The organism is Anabaena sp. UHCC 0451, assembly GCF_034931405.1.
Taxonomy (GTDB): Bacteria; Cyanobacteriota; Cyanobacteriia; order Cyanobacteriales; family Nostocaceae; genus RDYJ01.
The window spans coordinates 37,929-54,625 of record NZ_JAYGHA010000009.1; the positions used below are offsets into that span (position 1 = coordinate 37,929).

At 36.1% G+C, this 16,697-nt stretch carries 16 protein-coding genes; 1 reads left to right on the forward strand and 15 read right to left on the reverse strand.

The window, feature by feature from the left end; translation table 11 throughout:
• Positions 1-45 precede the first annotated feature (45 nt).
• The 4 genes from VB694_RS08135 to nagA all read right to left on the reverse strand — a co-directional run bounded on the left by VB694_RS08135 (position 46) and on the right by nagA (position 4,508).
• Positions 46-999, reverse strand: a complete 954-nt coding sequence (locus tag VB694_RS08135) for a hypothetical protein (protein WP_323359804.1) — start codon at positions 997-999, stop codon at positions 46-48.
• A gap of 69 nt (positions 1,000-1,068) precedes the next feature.
• Positions 1,069-1,728 carry an endonuclease III gene (gene nth / locus VB694_RS08140; protein WP_323359805.1) on the reverse strand — a complete coding sequence of 220 codons (660 nt, stop codon included), beginning with the start codon at positions 1,726-1,728 and terminating at the stop codon, positions 1,069-1,071.
• A 155-nt stretch (positions 1,729-1,883) separates the two neighbouring features.
• A complete protein-coding gene (rseP, locus tag VB694_RS08145) occupies positions 1,884-2,978 on the reverse strand; it encodes an RIP metalloprotease RseP (RefSeq protein WP_323359806.1) in 1,095 nt (364 codons plus the stop codon).
• Between the two features lie 363 nt (positions 2,979-3,341).
• Positions 3,342-4,508, reverse strand: a complete 1,167-nt coding sequence (gene nagA, locus VB694_RS08150; protein ID WP_323359807.1) for an N-acetylglucosamine-6-phosphate deacetylase — start codon at positions 4,506-4,508, stop codon at positions 3,342-3,344.
• Positions 4,509-4,599: 91 nt separating this feature from the next.
• Between nagA and purE the strand changes: the two genes are divergently transcribed.
• Positions 4,600-5,118 (forward strand): 5-(carboxyamino)imidazole ribonucleotide mutase, encoded by a 519-nt coding sequence (gene purE, locus VB694_RS08155; RefSeq protein WP_323359808.1) that lies wholly within the window; start codon positions 4,600-4,602, stop codon positions 5,116-5,118.
• Between the two features lie 199 nt (positions 5,119-5,317).
• On the opposite strand, the gene VB694_RS08160 is transcribed toward purE, so the two are convergent.
• From VB694_RS08160 to VB694_RS08210, 11 genes are all read right to left on the reverse strand, one after another.
• On the reverse strand, positions 5,318-6,010 hold the full coding sequence (locus VB694_RS08160) for a zinc-dependent metalloprotease family protein (protein ID WP_323359809.1): 693 nt from the start codon (positions 6,008-6,010) through the stop codon (positions 5,318-5,320).
• 12 nt (positions 6,011-6,022) lie between these two features.
• Positions 6,023-6,628 (reverse strand): TerD family protein, encoded by a 606-nt coding sequence (locus VB694_RS08165; protein WP_323359810.1) that lies wholly within the window; start codon positions 6,626-6,628, stop codon positions 6,023-6,025.
• Positions 6,629-6,652: 24 nt separating this feature from the next.
• Positions 6,653-7,228 carry a TerD family protein gene (locus VB694_RS08170; protein ID WP_323359811.1) on the reverse strand — a complete coding sequence of 192 codons (576 nt, stop codon included), beginning with the start codon at positions 7,226-7,228 and terminating at the stop codon, positions 6,653-6,655.
• Positions 7,229-8,012: 784 nt separating this feature from the next.
• Positions 8,013-8,951 carry a ribonuclease Z gene (locus tag VB694_RS08175; RefSeq protein WP_323359812.1) on the reverse strand — a complete coding sequence of 313 codons (939 nt, stop codon included), beginning with the start codon at positions 8,949-8,951 and terminating at the stop codon, positions 8,013-8,015.
• A 134-nt stretch (positions 8,952-9,085) separates the two neighbouring features.
• The gene (locus tag VB694_RS08180) at positions 9,086-9,997 is read right to left on the reverse strand and encodes a sensor histidine kinase (protein ID WP_323359813.1); all 912 of its coding nucleotides are present in this window, start codon (positions 9,995-9,997) and stop codon (positions 9,086-9,088) included.
• A gap of 250 nt (positions 9,998-10,247) precedes the next feature.
• On the reverse strand, positions 10,248-10,925 hold the full coding sequence (locus VB694_RS08185) for a response regulator transcription factor (RefSeq protein ID WP_323359814.1): 678 nt from the start codon (positions 10,923-10,925) through the stop codon (positions 10,248-10,250).
• A 188-nt stretch (positions 10,926-11,113) separates the two neighbouring features.
• Positions 11,114-11,755, reverse strand: coding sequence for a hypothetical protein (locus VB694_RS08190; protein ID WP_323359815.1), 642 nt, complete (start codon positions 11,753-11,755; stop codon positions 11,114-11,116).
• A gap of 181 nt (positions 11,756-11,936) precedes the next feature.
• Positions 11,937-13,331 (reverse strand): HlyD family secretion protein, encoded by a 1,395-nt coding sequence (locus VB694_RS08195; protein WP_323359816.1) that lies wholly within the window; start codon positions 13,329-13,331, stop codon positions 11,937-11,939.
• A 24-nt stretch (positions 13,332-13,355) separates the two neighbouring features.
• Positions 13,356-15,506: a peptidase domain-containing ABC transporter gene (locus tag VB694_RS08200; RefSeq protein ID WP_323359817.1), complete on the reverse strand. Its 2,151-nt coding sequence runs from the start codon at positions 15,504-15,506 to the stop codon at positions 13,356-13,358.
• Positions 15,507-15,653: 147 nt separating this feature from the next.
• On the reverse strand, positions 15,654-15,971 hold the full coding sequence (locus VB694_RS08205) for a hypothetical protein (protein ID WP_323359818.1): 318 nt from the start codon (positions 15,969-15,971) through the stop codon (positions 15,654-15,656).
• Positions 15,972-16,166: 195 nt separating this feature from the next.
• A complete protein-coding gene (locus tag VB694_RS08210) occupies positions 16,167-16,409 on the reverse strand; it encodes a hypothetical protein (protein ID WP_323359819.1) in 243 nt (80 codons plus the stop codon).
• Between the last annotated feature and the right edge of the window lie 288 nt (positions 16,410-16,697).

Sequence of the window (16,697 nt, forward strand, 5' to 3'; positions counted from 1 at the left end):
TCCCCGATTTCTTAAATACATCAGGGATCTTGATTTAATTATTTATTACTCTTCTTTAAATCTCCCTAATAATTCCTCACGAGATAATTGCAAAAGTAAGGGTGTAAATTCTTCCCTAGATAGGGTAATGATTTTATCAAGAGTTTGATCTAAATCAGGATCAACTTTACCAAACCGTACTTGCAAAATACTTTCGGCCATTGCACGACGTTCTCTTTTTTCTCCTTCTTCTCTTCCTCGCATTTCCGATTCTATTCTTTCTTTTTGTCTCACTTCTTCTTTAATTTGTTCTAATAATTCCTGATACATTTCTGATAATTTCATAATCAACTCCTGATCATCTTGATCAATATCCTTTTCTTTTTGCTGTCTGGCTGATAACATGGCTATTAAGTCATGTACTAATTGTATAACATTCTCTAGCTGTGGGTTATTGTTAGCTAATGCTTCTAATTCTTCCACTGCTTTTCTCTGTACCCTACCCCTACCTAATACCCTTAAAAATAAGGTTTCTGGTGTACTGGGTAACTGGTGAATAACGATAATACCTGTCCTTGATACTTCGTCTAATAAATAAACTCCTTTACCCCATGTTTGATACTCTAAACTCAGATCAACACCTTTGAATATTTCCTCTGATGCAGTAGGTGTTAATATCCATAAAAATGGTAATTGGTTTTCATTAATTCGGGTATTATTGCGTTTTGCTTGTCTTTCTAAGTTTGCATGGATATCAAATAATTTACCCATACAACTCCTGATTTCACTTTTACCAACAGGATTACGAAATGGTTCAAAAACTACGGAAGTTGCATGAGTTCCCATTTTTCCCAATAGTCCTAATTTTTCTATGTTTTCAGGATTTGAAGATGGGGTAAATAATACGTCTATCTGTCTTTTTTCTGAGATAATATCTTGACTGACTTCTACTTTTCCATAGGGTGTAAATATTTCTGTTAGATATTGTTTTGCAAACTGATCATGAATAAACCGAGTCATTGAATTTTGGATTTTAGATTTTGGATTTTAGATTGATTAAAAATTGATTATAAACAATTTGATGATAATTTAATCATCTCCATTCCCTAAATTCTTCGCACACAAATCAACCAACTCGCACCCATCACAACCAGGAGAACGCGCTTTACAAACTGCACGACCATGATATATTAATCTAATTGACCAATTTTCCCAATCTGGTTGGGGTAACAACTTCATTAAATCTTTTTCAATATTAATAGGTTCGGTATTTTTTGTTAACCCCAAACGCTGACTTAACCGCTTCACGTGAGTATCTACAGTCACCCCAGCATTAATACCATAAGCGTGCGCTAAAACCACATTTGCAGTTTTTCTCGCAACTCCTGGAAGCTTTAATAATTCTTCCATTTTGTTAGGAACAACTGAGTTAAAATCATCAACAATCATCCGACAAGCAGCTTTGATATTTTTGGATTTATTGCGATAAAAACCCGTTGAACGGACTAATTCTTCTAATTCTAATATATCCGCATTTCCTAAACTTTCCGCATCAGGAAAGCGACTAAATAAAGCTGGTGTTACCTTGTTAACTCGTTCATCTGTGCATTGTGCGGAAAGAATAGTTGCTACTAATAATTGTACTGGAGTTTCATAATTTAAAGAACAAGTCGCATCAGGATACAAACGATGGAGACGAGAGAGAATTTCTAAAGCACGTTGCTTTTTTGATGATTTTTTATTAGTCACATCAGCAATTTTTTTTAATATAATATGTTCTCGTTCCCATACTCTGTATGGGAATGAATTGTATAAGGCTCTGGCTTTTTTGTCAAATAGAGGTAGAACCTCTTGATCACATTCCCAGTCTGAGACTGGGAACGAGATGAAAAGCTAAAATTGGGTTACAATCCCTGGAATAATTGTTGTACAAAATCTAATTGAGTGGTTTCTTTGACGATTAAGAAAATACCTAATCCTAAGAGTAACACTAAACCAGTTTGCATTACACCTTCTTGAATTTTTGCAGGTAAGGGTTTACCAAATAAACCTTCAATTAGCAGAAAAGCCAATTGTCCACCATCTAAAGCAGGTAACGGCAAAATATTTATCACTGCTAAATTAATACTAATAATTGCTGCAAAAGATAACAAATTAGCACTATTATCTGCTGCTAATTTAGCACCAATTTTCACAATATTAATTGGTCCAGAAACCTGACTAGCTGTTGCTTGAAAGTTAGTAAATAGCTGTCCAAATCCTTTAACTGTCCCTACAACTAACTGTTGAAATCTGTTAGCAGCAACAGTAAAAATCTCTGTAGGATTTTGGGGACGACGATAAACAGCTTTACCATTTGGTCCTAGTTCAATCCCAACCAACCCTTTACCATCAGCACTTTCTTTAGGGGTTAATTTTAAGGGTATTTGTTCATTTTGACGCTGAATTTTGAGGTCAAGTTGTTGATTTGGATGTGTTTGAATTTCTTTGGTCAGCAATAAGGTAGAATCGTTACCAGCAACCAGTTCTTGACCATTGACGCTAAGAACAATATCACCTTCCCGAATACCAGCTTGATAAGCTACTGATTGTTCATTTACAGGTTTGACAATTACACCTGGTTGATATTTAAATTCTTGGGGAATACCCACAATACCTATTTGCAAAGCCAGGACTAAATAAGCAAATATTAAGTTTGCTATCACACCGGCACTAATGACGATCGCTCGATCTAAAATAGGACGATTCCGCAACAAATTGGGGTCGTTGGGGGGAATGTCGCTATCAGGATCATCATCGGGAAAACCGACAAAACCACCCAAAGGAAAAGCGCGGAGAGTATATTCCGTTTGTGATCCTTGGTACTTCAACAGAATAGGACCAAAACCCAAAGAAAAGCGGTTAGCGTAAATACCTTGGGAACGTGCGGCTATAAAGTGTCCTAACTCGTGTACTAAGATCAAAATAGCCAAAACTGCGATCGCTGCTAAAACTGACATAGAGCAAATTAGTCAAAATATTTCGGATATATATCTTTATTGTAGTTTGGGAATTGACCAAGAAACTCAATCTGCACCATCTGAAGAAAAATTAACTAAGTCCAAACCCTCTTCTCTCCTGCCTCATCTTCACAATAAATATTCACTCCCACTTACTTATTTGGTTGCAAAACTTGTTATAATATCTGCCCTGGATGACCAAAATCAGCAAATAGTCCCCCTACCTGGGAAGTTAGCAATTTTCTTTATTTTATACTCAACACGGCTTAATCATTTGATTCTGTGGGTAGGGGTTTAGCAGTGCTAAACCCCTACAAATCTGGGTTTTTCGTAATTTTGTAAAAGTCCATGTCTCAACCGTGTTTAGTATATCCTTTTCCAAGCAAGTTCTTGGGTATTTTCATCCCAATACCAGCGTAATAAATTAGCAGGATGATGGGGGGCAATTGTGTGTAAATTTATCGCTTTTCTGGGTGCATCTGTAGCTAGAAAAATGGCTTTTTCTACATCACAAATTCCCCATTTTACTAAGTTCTGAACTCCCGTTAATAAAGGAAAAGTTGTACCAGATAAAGTTCCATCTGCTAATCTAGCTGTACCATTTGTAACTGTAATTTTCCGATCATCCCAAGGATATTCACCATCTGGTAATCCTAACGGTGCTAGAGCATCACTGACCAGAAATAAACCTTTACTGGCACGCAAAAGAATTTCTAACATGATGGGGACAACGTGCTGTCCATCAGCAATAAAACTACACATCACATCGGGATTATTCATAGCTGCACCTAATAATCCTGGTTCGCGGTGATGTAATGGAGGTGTGGCGTTAAAAGCATGAGTTACCATGGTTGCACCGCCCGCAAATGCTTGTTGTGCTTGTGCTGCTGTGGCTTGGGAATGTCCTAAACTAACGGTGATACCCAAAGAATGTAAATAAGGGATAACTTCACCTGTAGAATCTAATTCTGGTGCTAGGGTAATGACTTTGACAATTGAGGCGTAGTTACCTAATACCCGTTTGACTTCGTTCATTGTCAAGGGTAGTAAATATTCAGCCGGATGTGCGCCTCGTTTACCATAGTTCAAAAATGGACCTTCCAAATGAACTCCCAGGATTTTTGCGCCGGACTTTTGAGTATAGTTAGAAATGAGGGCGAGCGATCGCTGAATATTTTCGACAGAAGTCGTCACCAGAGTTGGTAAATAACCATCAACTCCTGCATCCCATAAAAACTGGGATATTTCGTCTAACCGCTGGATATCTTTTTCCGTCAACTCAGGAAAAGCTAAACCCAGTCCTCCGTTAATTTGTAAATCAACCCCACCTAAAGAAACCCAATCACCAGAGACATCCAAAATTTGTAAATCTGGTGGTGAAACTCTTTGGCAAACTACACCCATGGGCAAAATTTGCTCAATCATACCATCTTGATTGACCCAAATCATCTGCAAATCTTGATAACCGGGTACTCGTGCATTGATAATATCGACATTAGACAGGATGGGATTTGGTGTTGCTTTGGTCATTACCCTAGCCAGAAACAGCTGCATCTCAACCGATTGTAGATGTAAACATCGAAAATTAATCTAAAATCTAAAATCTAACATCCAAAATTCTATGAGTCTTCAAGTTGGTATTATCATGGGCAGTGATTCCGATTTGCCTACAATGAAAGAGGCGATCGCAGTTTGTGAAGAATTTGGCATTGAATATGAAGTAGCCATTGTTTCTGCCCATCGCACCCCAGAACGGATGGTGGAATATGCCCAAACCGCACATCAACGCGGTATCAAGGTAATTATCGCTGGTGCTGGTGGTGCTGCCCATCTGCCTGGTATGGTAGCATCTTTAACTCCATTACCTGTAATTGGTGTTCCCGTAGCTACTCGCAATTTACAAGGTGTAGATTCTTTATACTCTATTGTGCAGATGCCAGCAGGTATTCCCGTTGCTACAGTCTCTATTGGTAATGCTAAAAATGCCGGACTTTTAGCAGTTCAAATTCTGGCTACAAATGAACCAGAATTACTAGAAAAAGTTCAGGCATACCGACAAAGTTTATGCGATATGGTCATGGCTAAACAAAACAAATTGCAAGAACTAGGCTATAAGCAATATTTACAACAGATGTTTTAAAGCTTTGGGCGAATATAATTCACTACTACACAAGCCAAGTCCCTTCGGGTTCGCCAGTTCCCTACGGCGGGAAACCGGCCTACAGGACTGGTCTCACCACCTGCGTGGACTAACGAAAAATCAAGGTTTTGAAACCCACGGAGGTGGGTTTTGTCTGTGTAGCCGCGACTTCTAGTCGCCAGGACTTTTCAAACATCTTCTAAGATTTATGCTGATTAATAGCATAATTCATAAAAATAATTTGCTCTGCATGAAATGATGGTGGCATCAAACTGTGAATTCTATGATCTAGCCCATCGTGCATGACATCAGTGGGTAAATTAGAATGGTCTAAACCTAAAGTATGTCCAATTTCATGGGTGATAGTATTAGCAATTAAATTAGATAATTGCTCTAAATTCAAATCAGCACAATAGGAAGCATGAAGTATTTGATCTATCCTCACAGCAGCCATATTTGTCACTTGACCAGGACTAAAACTAGCAATTCCTAAATAGTCAACTGGTTGGTGATGAAATAGTACCTGAACATGAGTAAAGTTTTGATTCCACTCTCTTTGATCAGGAGGTTCTGATGTCAAAAATATATTCACACTTCTAAAAGCACTAAATACTTTAGATAAAGCATCTTCCATTAATTTGATCAAGGTGCTTTTTTCTTCAACACCAAACATAATTGCTGAAATATCAACCCAAATACAATGGCGAGTTTTTTGAGTGTTTTCAGCAAGTAACCGACTACAAAATGGACAAACTTGCCAATTTATATGAATCAGAGAACGGCAACCTTGACAGCGGGGTTTTACTGGCCTTTCCAGGTTGATCCGTTCCCAAATTGGAACTCGTAACTTACGATGTGTTTTTTTGAGATTTAAGCGATCGTAAAGCGACATTATTCCTTAAATTTAAGAGTATGATTGCACCAATTCTCCCAAGCCATTGACACTGACACCATTGCCAACAGCTGCCATTTTCCACTCATTATTGTGCCGATAAAGTTCAGCTAAAACCATTCCTGTCATACCATTATACTCTTTTCCAGAAAGATTATATCGCGCCAGTTCTTTGTTGTTAGCAACATTAACCAAACGCACAAAGGCATTTTCAATTTGGCTAAAGTCTTGTTTACGAGTAATACAATCGTAAATATTGATGACGAACACCAACTTAGTAATTTCGTTAGGTATCCGGGGTAAATCAATAATAATTACCTCATCATCACCATCACCTGCACCAGTTAAATTGTCTCCTGTGTGAGTAATTCCTCCTGAAGAATGCTGGAGATTACCAAAATAAACAATATTCCCTTTATCTGTTAATTTTCCATTGCTATCCAGACAAAACACAGAAGCATCTAAATCATACTCATGACCACCACCACCAAAATTACTAAAAAATCCCCCACCCGAACGTTTTGACACATCCCAACCCAGTCCACACATCATTTTGCTCAGACCGGGAGCTTCTTTGGAAAGTGATATTCTTTGTCCTTTTTGTAGATTAATTGCCATGATCATTGACTCCTAGATTTTCTGCTAACTAAAACGATCTAATAATGCTTTTAATCCACCTTGATAGCCAGAACCTACAGCATTTAAACGCCATTCTCCATCCTTCCGATACAGTTCAGCCATGATCAATGCAGTTTCAATCGAATAGTCTTCAACTAAGTCGTAGCGAATTACTTCCTGTTTATTTTCAGCATTAACAACCCGGACAAAGGCATTTTGAACTTGTCCAAAATTTTGACCCCTTTCTGCGGCTTCATGAATAGTCACAGTGATCACTATTTTTTGGACATCAGCAGGAACTTTGGGCAAATTAATCTTGATGACTTCATCATCTCCGTCACCCATACCTGTCAGATTGTCCCCTGTGTGTTGAACTGATTTGGCTGGATCTGGGCTGGTGAGATTATTATAAAAAATAAAGTGATTATCAGAAATGAGTTTTTCATTACTCCCCAAGATGAACACTGAAGCATCTAAATCAAAATCAAAGCCAGTATCCATGACTTTGACATCCCAACCTAAACCAACAAATACTTCCGTGAGTCCTGGTGCAACTTTATCCAGTGATACTCTTTGTCCTTTGGTTAATGATATTGCCATTATTTGGTAGACTCCTAAAATTTTTATCTCCTGATTTTCCAGCCAATTATTAATATCTAAAGTTCTTTTTTAGAATATTTAATATTGGCAGAAAAAATTAGTCTAAATATGTGACTTACTAGCACAATAAAAAAGCTGTAACTATTTGGGTTAAATTTCTTAGACAAATATAAATACAGCAATGTTGATGCTAGTTTTTTACAGAAATGCTTTAAGTAAGGACAATATCCAACTTAAAACAACATGACAAAATAGATTTAATCTGTTGTTAATCTAGAGCCTTAATTTGCTGCTTAGGTAATATTACAACTAGATATGATCTAACTGGGGTTTGTCTAATCATTATTAAATATCTTATTTTTCCTTCTGTAATCCGTATTTCTGCGTAATTAATATTTTGTAACCATATTGTATGATTTGATTAATAATCAATTACACTTAAGAAAATATACTGGGCTAATTAATATTAATTAATATATTTTTCAGGACTTACGCAACTGGCACATTGGTAGGGTGCGTCAGATATCAAAAATCTGTTTATTTACAGGATTTATGCAGTCTGACGCACCCTACAACAGATTTCGGGTGTGACACTTGGGTAAGTCCTATGTTTTTATATATTAATAGATGCAAAGTATTGTAAACTACAAAATAGGTAAGATTACATAAAACAAGTTACTTTAGTTTACTTTCTCACTCAAATACTCTTGCAGTATTTATGACTTCGTATTCTAAGTATAATAACTTAGAAGATAGTTTTTTGATATGTTAATTTCATTAATCATTAATTATTTCGTCTTCTGGGTATGTCATAAACCATAAAATCTTGAGCCATAATAGTTTTAGGAAAAATAGCGCGGGCTTCTCGAAGTAAATCTTTTAACTCAATGGTATTTCCTGGAGTATAGCGGGGACTAAAATGAGTCATAATTAATTGATTTACCCCTGCTGAATAAGCCGTTTGTGCTGCCATTGTGCTAGTAGAATGCAATCTTTGAAAAGCCATATCTGCATCCTGATGGGCAAAAGTAGCCTCATGAATTAAGACATCTGCATCCTGCGCCAACTGCACAGCACCGTCACAATAAACTGTATCTGTACAATAAACAAATTTGCGGCCAATTTCCGTCGGTCCACATAATTCACTACCATCAATTACTCTTCCATCTTCCAGAGTTACTGTTTCACCGCGTTTAAGTCTTCCATAAACTGGACCAGAGGGAATTTGTAAAGCTTTGGCTCGTTCTACATCAAAGCGACCGGTGCGGTCTTTTTCTTCTACACGATAGCCAAACGCTGTGATACGGTGATGTAGTAAACCACAGCTAACGATAAACTCATCATCTTCGTAAATTACCCCCGGCTGGACAGTATGTACCTTGATGGGGTAGGAAAAGTGAGTGTGAGAATAACGTGAGGCGGCTTGTAGGTATTCATTTAAACCAGATGGTCCATAAATATCAACTCGTTGCACATTACCAGCTAAACCACAACTGGCGAGAAGTCCCATCAAACCAAAGATATGATCCCCGTGCAGATGGGTGACAAAAATTCGGGAGAGTTGGCTACTTTTCAGGTCACTCCGCAAAATTTGATGCTGTGTACCTTCACCACAGTCAAACAACCATAGTTCTGCCCGTTGTGGTAATCTCAGTGCGACACTGGAAACATTACGTGATCTTGTAGGTACACCGGAACTTGTTCCTAAAAATGTTATCTGCACAGCGTTTTTTAGCCTTCTTATCGCTCAGTATCAAGATTTATTTCTTATAATTACACATTTGTTGAGCAAAATCATTTCGGCAATCAGCCACTTGGGAAGTAGCAAAATGCCAACATTTCATTTAATTTAATTATTTATCTATGATAACTCACAATGTATCCAGGCCAAGATAACTCACAAATAGTTCCTTGCGGATAAATGGGAATCCGTTGAAATTTACCTTGAATTTGTCGAGCTAAATGTTTAAACTGTTGTGTTCCCCTACCTTCTTTTGATGAGTTCACGCCTAAACCATCATCTACAATACTCAGTGTATACCAACCTACAGATAAAGAACAAGTAACTTTGAGACAGGTTACTTCTTTAGCATATTTGCCCACATTACACAAAGCTTCTTCCAAAAATCGGCAGATTCCGCGCTTGTTTTCCATGCTTAAACTACTTTCATCTACAGGTTCAAAATTACGAATTTTTAACTTGATGGTTTTAAAGCAGGGGAAATCTCGCTCTAAGGTGTAACTATAAACTTGATAGAGAATTTCATGCAGAGGATCTTGTAAATTGATAATCATAGTATTTCCTAAGTAAAGGTTTGCTTCTTGAGTCAGGTTTTCCTGTTGCCAAAATTCATAAATCCCCCGTAATTCTTGGTTTAATTTTTCTAGTTCTTGTTCTATTTCTGGAATGAATTTATTGATTGATAAGTCTTCTCCTCTCACAAGTCTCAAAACTCTATCTAGACTTTGTAGTGGTCCATTATGAATTGTCTCAAATACAATATCAATGATAGCTTGTCTGGCTTTAATTTCTGATTTCATACTTTGGCTATATTGATATAATGCTGTGATGGCTATAGCATTTAAAGCCAAAACTAAAATTACTGAGAATTTGGGAGTTAAGCAACCCCAAATTAATAAGATACAGCTAGAACTAACGAGGTTAGATATAGTAATACCAATAACGAATATATTTTTTATTGAAGATTTTTTGCACATCCAGATAAATTTACATCCGGCTTTAATTGCTTGGCACAATTTAGACTGCATAAGCTTTAGCTCCAGTCTGGATAATTAGTTATATTGAGTCTGTTGCAAAACCCATCCTCTAAGAATAACAAATGATGTTTGAAAATTAATTAGTGTAGAGTAAACAATCAATACCCTATGTGCATTTCAACAATCAAATATTAGTCTTGTATCTGTTTGAGTGAATATTTGATATTTGGTAATTAGAAAAGATAATTTGACTAACTAAATCAAATTTATTGATGGACATTAATTATGCTAAATGCAGAGATTAATCAATTAAACCTTCTTCTCTGGCTCGTTTTTCGGTTTGAATACGCATATTTTTACCTTCTTCGGGGTAAACGTTTAAGGCATCTTGTAATTTACTCCAATAATGACGTACCATCCGTTCAGAAACACACATTTTTTCAGCCATTGCTTTATCTTGTAATCCTTCTTCAAAAGCTAGAATTAGCACTTTTAGCCACTCTGGTTTTACTTCTAGTCCTGAGTGAATTCCTTTAATATCTTTTGTATGAGTTAATCCCTGCAATGCCCAATCAACTCTTGTGAGCATTTCCTGGGTAGAAAGGCTTTTATCCGCAATTGTAAAACCTCCTTTATGGTTATCAATATCTAAACGAATACGGACTAAAGTTCTCACATGGACGCTTTGGACAATAATATTTAAGTTGGGATATTTTTTCATCAAAATCTTCAGTAATTGAATACCGTTATCAGGTCGTGCTGTGATTCCCTTTTTTTCAGGAATAGAGAGATCCATAACTATCAAATCAGGTTGCGAATTAGTAACTTGATCAAGAGCATCATTAGCATTGATAGCAGTTATACATTCAGCACTAGGATAGTTTTTTTGGATGGCATCAACTGTTCCACTTAGAACTGATTCATGGTCGTCAATTACCAAAATTTTCAGCAATTTATTTGCTGACAAAATTTCTTCCATAGTTATAATTTAATGATGATACAACCAGGCAAGTTTTAGTTTTTATTTAATGCAATCTCATCTGTTTATACTAACTAAATTGTATTAGCTATGATTTATTTGCTATGAGGTATCTGACCCTTCATCCTGACTTTTTTTAATAAAAAATTGACACTAGTTTGATGCGAACATTTACTGAATTAAAATATTTACCAGCAAAAATACCAAGCGATGCGGAGATTCTTGCTATTGTAAAAGCATTTGCCAGAAATTAAAAATTCAAGACTATCACTGAGATATTTTAATTCTGGTAATTCAGATAAAAACATAAGATTTGATGTATCAGTATAGGTAATTTTCACGGTTAATGTTCTTGTATTTTCCTGTGGTTTTAAACTGATATGAATTGCAATAGGTGTGGAAAATCCTCGTAAAGTTATTGTCAGTAGTTCTTCTAAAGCCATTAAAATTACGAGACTAGATTCCATAGACTCATGTTGCCATGATCTTGGCAGATCAATATGAAAATATACATGAGAATTGGATTCTACCCAGGGGTCTAATAGAGACTGAATTGAAAGTGGTAAGCTATCTTGAATATACACTGGACACAAGCGATCGCTCAATTGTACTAAAGAGTGATGAAAATTATCAATTTTTTTGATGTATTCGGAAATCTGATAAATTGATAAATTTGGATCATCTATTTTTAATACATCTAAGCTACGACGAATTGTGCAAGATTCTTGTAACAAGCTATCCCGGATATTTTCGGCTTCTAGAAAAAGTTTTTTTGATTGTCTATGAGACCACCACTGTAATGCTTGTTGAATTCTCTGTTCATAGGTCATAAACTTGACAACTTTTATGACTTGAGTGTGATTAATAGGTAGTTAGCTTAAAAGAATGCAGAATTTAGAATTTAGAATTACGTTTTGCAACGGGGATTTTAACCCGACGCAAAACCTGCTGCTTGTAGAAGCAGGGGACTTTAACCCCCAACGGTAAGTTAAACAAGATGCAATATTATTTTTATAAATCAGTAATTAACCTTGCTTTTCGCAAAATAAACTTCAGTGCAGTCTCTTCTCTGGAAATAATGTCAGCTTTGACTTCCATACCTGGTTGAATATGACATTGAAGATTCCTACTACCAAATTGAAGCTTTTCTGGTTGAATAGTTGCTTCAAAATAACTACTGGATGTAGCTATACCCTGAGTATTATTCTGGGTTCTCATAACATCGGGGGAAATAGTTTTAACAACACCTTTAAGTGTGCCATAATCAGGATATGGGCAAGCATCAACACGTAATTGGACTTTTTGACCAACGGCAACTTTTTTGATTTCAGCCGTAGGAATGATAGCTTTAATAAACAGAGAAGCATGATTAGGAACAATCTCAGCAATAGATTCACTAGCACGTACTACTTGACCAGTATTGCGTAAATTAAGTGTAAGAATAATCCCGTTACTAGTGGCAGTAATAATGCTTTTTTTGATCTGATTTTCTAGTTTTTCAAGTTCTTTTTGTGTTTGATTAATTTGGCTGTTCAATTGTACTTGACGCTCAATTAATGCCTGTTTTTCTTTGTTGAGAATAGCGATATTAGCCTTGCCTTGAGCAGTTTCTTGGGCAATACGTTCTTGTGCCATTATCACCGTTGCTGTAGTTGGATTTACCGCAGCTTTAGCTGATTTGATTTTAATTTTAGCTATTTCCAATGATTTTTGTTCAGCTTCTATTCTTAATTGTATCTGCTGAACAACTAATTTTTTCTGCTCAAATTCTCTTCTGGCAATTGCACCAATTTGTGATAATTGTTCATAGCGATCGCTATCTATTTTTGCAAAATCTAAATCAGCTTGAGCCTTTTGTAAATCTGTCTTGGCTTTTTGCCAACTTGCTTCTGCTGATAGAAATTCACTTTGGGTATTAATTTGCCTTTCTTGATATTCTCGTTGTGTGCGTACTAAATCTGCTTTTGCAGTAGCAACAATTGTCTCTATAACTTTTTTTTCAGCCAAAATCTGACTATCTAAAATACGGATTTGAGCATCAATTTGAAATAGTTGTAAGTTACTTTGTTCAATATTAACTTGCAGTTGGCTTTTTTTTATCATCAATTGCTCAGTATCAAGGGTGGCAATTATATCACCTGTTTTTACAACCTGATTTGTTTTCACTAAGATACTTTTAATAGTTCCTTCTATCTCCGGTTGTACCACACGAATTTCTCCCATAGGACGCACAGTAGCAGCTGCTTTGACTGTGACATTATATTTGATCCATGAAGAGAGAGTAATTGCACTAGCAACTGTGCTAATCAGAAATATTCCTGTTAAAGATGTCCAACGACTAATAGGAGGAAGAAAATTATCATCTTCTACTAAAGAAACAAGTTTTTGATTATGAGTGTAAAGCATAACTACCTGAATAACTAACAACAATTAAGGAATTAGAAAATCTAAATGTTCTCCTGTTTTGGCTTTTAAATCCTCTAAAGAACCTTGCAGTTTTAACTTTCCCTGATCTAGCAAAACAACCCAATTAGCACGATTAATTACTTTAGGTCTGTGAGTAATTAAAATTGTGGTTTTATTTTGACGATGTTGAAATAATTGATCCAAAACTTGCGCTTCACTGACAGGATCAAGTCCACCTGTTGATTCATCTAAAATCAAAATTGGTGGATCTGTAACAATAGCCCTAGCTATGGCTAATCTTTGACGTTGACCACCAGAAATATTAGCGCCAAATTCACCTAAAATAGTTTGATATTTTTCAGGTAATTTACTGATGAATTCATCAGCACCAGAAATTTGACAAGCTTTGACAATTTCCTCAAATGCAACATCAGGCGCTCCCAAATGGAAATTTTCCACAATAGAACGACTCCAAAAATGAGCATCTTGGGGAACTAAAATTACCTGTTGACGGAGACATTCTAAAGAAAGGTCTTGGAGGTTATAAATTCCCACACGAATATTTCCAGATTGGAGTTGATATAACCCAGCAATTAATTTAGCAATGGTACTTTTACCACATCCAGATTTACCAATTACAGCAACAATTTGACCACCAGGAATTGTTAAAGAAAAATCATCTAAAAGGTCAATTCTGCCAGCATAGTGAAAGTTAATATTGCTACAAACTATGTCAGAATTATCAAGAATTGTCGCAAAAGGCTTTTTTCCATCTCCTTCATTTTCTGGAGTCGCATCAATAACTTCCGTCAGACGTTGGACGGCAGTTTTCGCACGAGTAAATTCTTCAACAAAGCTAATTACAGTACCAATTAAACCCAAGAAATTACCATTCATGGAATTAAATGCAAGTAGCTTACCAATGCTGAGATTTTCACCTGGATTAATCACTAAATAACCACCAAACCATAGTAAAATAACGCCACCTATACCAGCCACAAAGCCAGAAAATGTATTGTTAATGATGCCAATTTGGATAGTACGGAAGGTGAGAGTAGCTAGACGACCAAAACGACTTTCTAACTCATCCCAAAACTGTGGTGCAGATGCGGTTGTTTTCAGAGTTAATGCACCTTTAAAGGTTTCTACTAAAACTCCTTGTGTTTCAGCTTCTTGCACTAACAATTCACGAGTTTTTTGCTGTAGTGTCGGCTGAAATATAATTGTAGTTAAGGTCATGACCACCGAAATTGATAATGCTACTGCTGTTAATTTCCAGCTATAAAAAATCATGAACCCTAGAGAAATTAACGCAATAAAAAATCGACTAGGTAGACTGACAACTAATTGAGCTACTAATTGATTAATCTGTTCAATATCTTGCAAACGACTAACAACTTCACCACTGCGTCGAGCTTCGTAATAACTCAGAGGTAAGCGGAGAATTTGCCGACCAAAATCTAAAACTAGTCCTAATTGTAAACGTTGAGCAAAGTGAGCAATTAAGTTAGACTGCACAAACGAAAGACTATTAGAAACAAAATTCATCACTACTACAGAAATCGCTACAGTAGTAAGTAATTTTGTGTCACCTCTCACCAGCACATCATCAGTGAGAATTTGCAATAAAAAAGGAGAAGCTAAAGATAGCAAACCCAAGACTAAATTGAGAGGTAAAGCTTGGACTAAAATGGCGCGATAAATCCAAACTCTTCGGAAGAAACGCCAAAAACCTGCTGTTTTATCGCTCTCTTGTTCAAAAAAGCGAATTGGGTCTGGTTCTAATAAGAGAATTAACCAATCTTTCCAACCTTCAATTAAATCTTGTTTAGAAAGATGACGCACCCCGACTGCGGGATCTGCAATTAGAAAATTTTTGCCTTTTTTACCATATAAAACAACCCAATGATTCCCTTTCCAGTGAATAATTGCTGGTAAGGGTGCTTCATTCATTCTATCAAGCACTTCTGGCGAAGTCTTAACTGGATTAGCTTTAAAACCCAGTGTTTCTGCACCTCTTCTTAACCCTAATAATGTGGTTCCAGATTGTCCAGTTCCAACAGCTTCACGAATGCGGTTGAGGGTAAATGTATGACCATAATATTTGGCGATCGCCGCTAAACAAGCTGCACCACAGTCTTCTGCACTGTGCTGTTTAACAAATTGAAGTTTCATAAGCAAAGCACCCTATATAGTTGTATATATAAGTTAGAGATGCTGATAGTTTATTTGTTTATTTTTGTAAGAGTTATTACCGTTAAATGGAAATCACTATGATGAATCCCTGAGTGATAGTCTGGCTTGAAAATCTAATTTCTTTATTTAATACAATAGCCAAAATAGTAAGCTGAAGAAGTCGTTTAAACTGCTATTCTTTCTCCGTCCACGTCCACTACCTAAAAAAGATGAATCCATGCCAATTGTCAGTTCTGTTGATGTATAGTTACTTTCTTGGTTGATGGAGGTATTTTCACTACCATCTGAAAAAGATATTTGACTTTTAGCTGAAGATGAAACTTTTAACAGATGTAAGAAAAAAGGATATTGTGAATATGAACGTCCACCATATATAATTTCTTGTTCTTGTTCTGATAATGACTGAAATAGAGGGGAATCTTGGGTGTTGATTTCGTTAGGCATTATTTCCATTTTTGAAGACTCAGAAATTGTTAATCAAACTCGATGATGGGGAAGAAGGACAAGATTTGCCTTGTCCTTCAAACACTGTATTAAGTCTGTAAATTCACTAGTTTTATTACTAAAGATATTCAGGGTTAATCTCATTTATCTTTATTGCAATAAAACCAGGTCATTAAGCTGAATTAGACTTTACACTTATGCAAACAATCTGGAACGAACTAATGATTTAATGCGTTCTGAACTATTATTGCTAAATCCAGACCCATACCGATTTGCATATCCATAGCTTTCACGCTCTCTCTTTGATTCGTACTTAGCTAAATCATCAAAGTGGTAACTATCATCATAACCATCATAACCATCATAACCATCATCATAACCACCAGCGATGATTTCTTGTTGTTCAACGGATACGGTTGCAAATAATTGAGTAGACATGATATAAATCTCCTTGATCTTGATTTGAGTTATGGCTTAGAGTTGATTTGTTTTTGTGTTCCTCAACCCCTCGCTTGTTAATAGAATATCGAGAAGTAACCCGGGAAGTCATGCTCAATTTCTGCAAACTTAATTTCCCATTTTAGAAGTCACTATTTCCGAAAAATACACACGCTAATTACAATTAATTGTGCAATAATCATCAATATAAAAATTCAATATTTAGGACTCTCTGTGATGGTGGTTCTAGATTGAATCCCACAAATACAAAGAGCTAATACCAAAACG

Coding starts and splice junctions, on each gene's coding strand:
- rseP (WP_323359806.1), bottom strand. CDS start 2,978: ATGTCAGTTTTAGCAGCGATCGCAGTTTTGGCTATTTTGATCTTAGTA.
- VB694_RS08185 (WP_323359814.1), bottom strand. CDS start 10,925: ATGGAAGAAATTTTGTCAGCAAATAAATTGCTGAAAATTTTGGTAATT.
- nagA (WP_323359807.1), bottom strand. CDS start 4,508: ATGACCAAAGCAACACCAAATCCCATCCTGTCTAATGTCGATATTATC.
- purE (WP_323359808.1), top strand. CDS start 4,600: ATGAGTCTTCAAGTTGGTATTATCATGGGCAGTGATTCCGATTTGCCT.
- VB694_RS08205 (WP_323359818.1), bottom strand. CDS start 15,971: ATGCCTAACGAAATCAACACCCAAGATTCCCCTCTATTTCAGTCATTA.
- VB694_RS08135 (WP_323359804.1), bottom strand. CDS start 999: ATGACTCGGTTTATTCATGATCAGTTTGCAAAACAATATCTAACAGAA.
- VB694_RS08200 (WP_323359817.1), bottom strand. CDS start 15,506: ATGAAACTTCAATTTGTTAAACAGCACAGTGCAGAAGACTGTGGTGCA.
- VB694_RS08210 (WP_323359819.1), bottom strand. CDS start 16,409: ATGTCTACTCAATTATTTGCAACCGTATCCGTTGAACAACAAGAAATC.
- VB694_RS08170 (WP_323359811.1), bottom strand. CDS start 7,228: ATGGCAATATCATTAACCAAAGGACAAAGAGTATCACTGGATAAAGTT.
- VB694_RS08180 (WP_323359813.1), bottom strand. CDS start 9,997: ATGCAGTCTAAATTGTGCCAAGCAATTAAAGCCGGATGTAAATTTATC.
- VB694_RS08160 (WP_323359809.1), bottom strand. CDS start 6,010: ATGTCGCTTTACGATCGCTTAAATCTCAAAAAAACACATCGTAAGTTA.
- VB694_RS08195 (WP_323359816.1), bottom strand. CDS start 13,331: ATGCTTTACACTCATAATCAAAAACTTGTTTCTTTAGTAGAAGATGAT.
- VB694_RS08165 (WP_323359810.1), bottom strand. CDS start 6,628: ATGGCAATTAATCTACAAAAAGGACAAAGAATATCACTTTCCAAAGAA.
- VB694_RS08190 (WP_323359815.1), bottom strand. CDS start 11,755: ATGACCTATGAACAGAGAATTCAACAAGCATTACAGTGGTGGTCTCAT.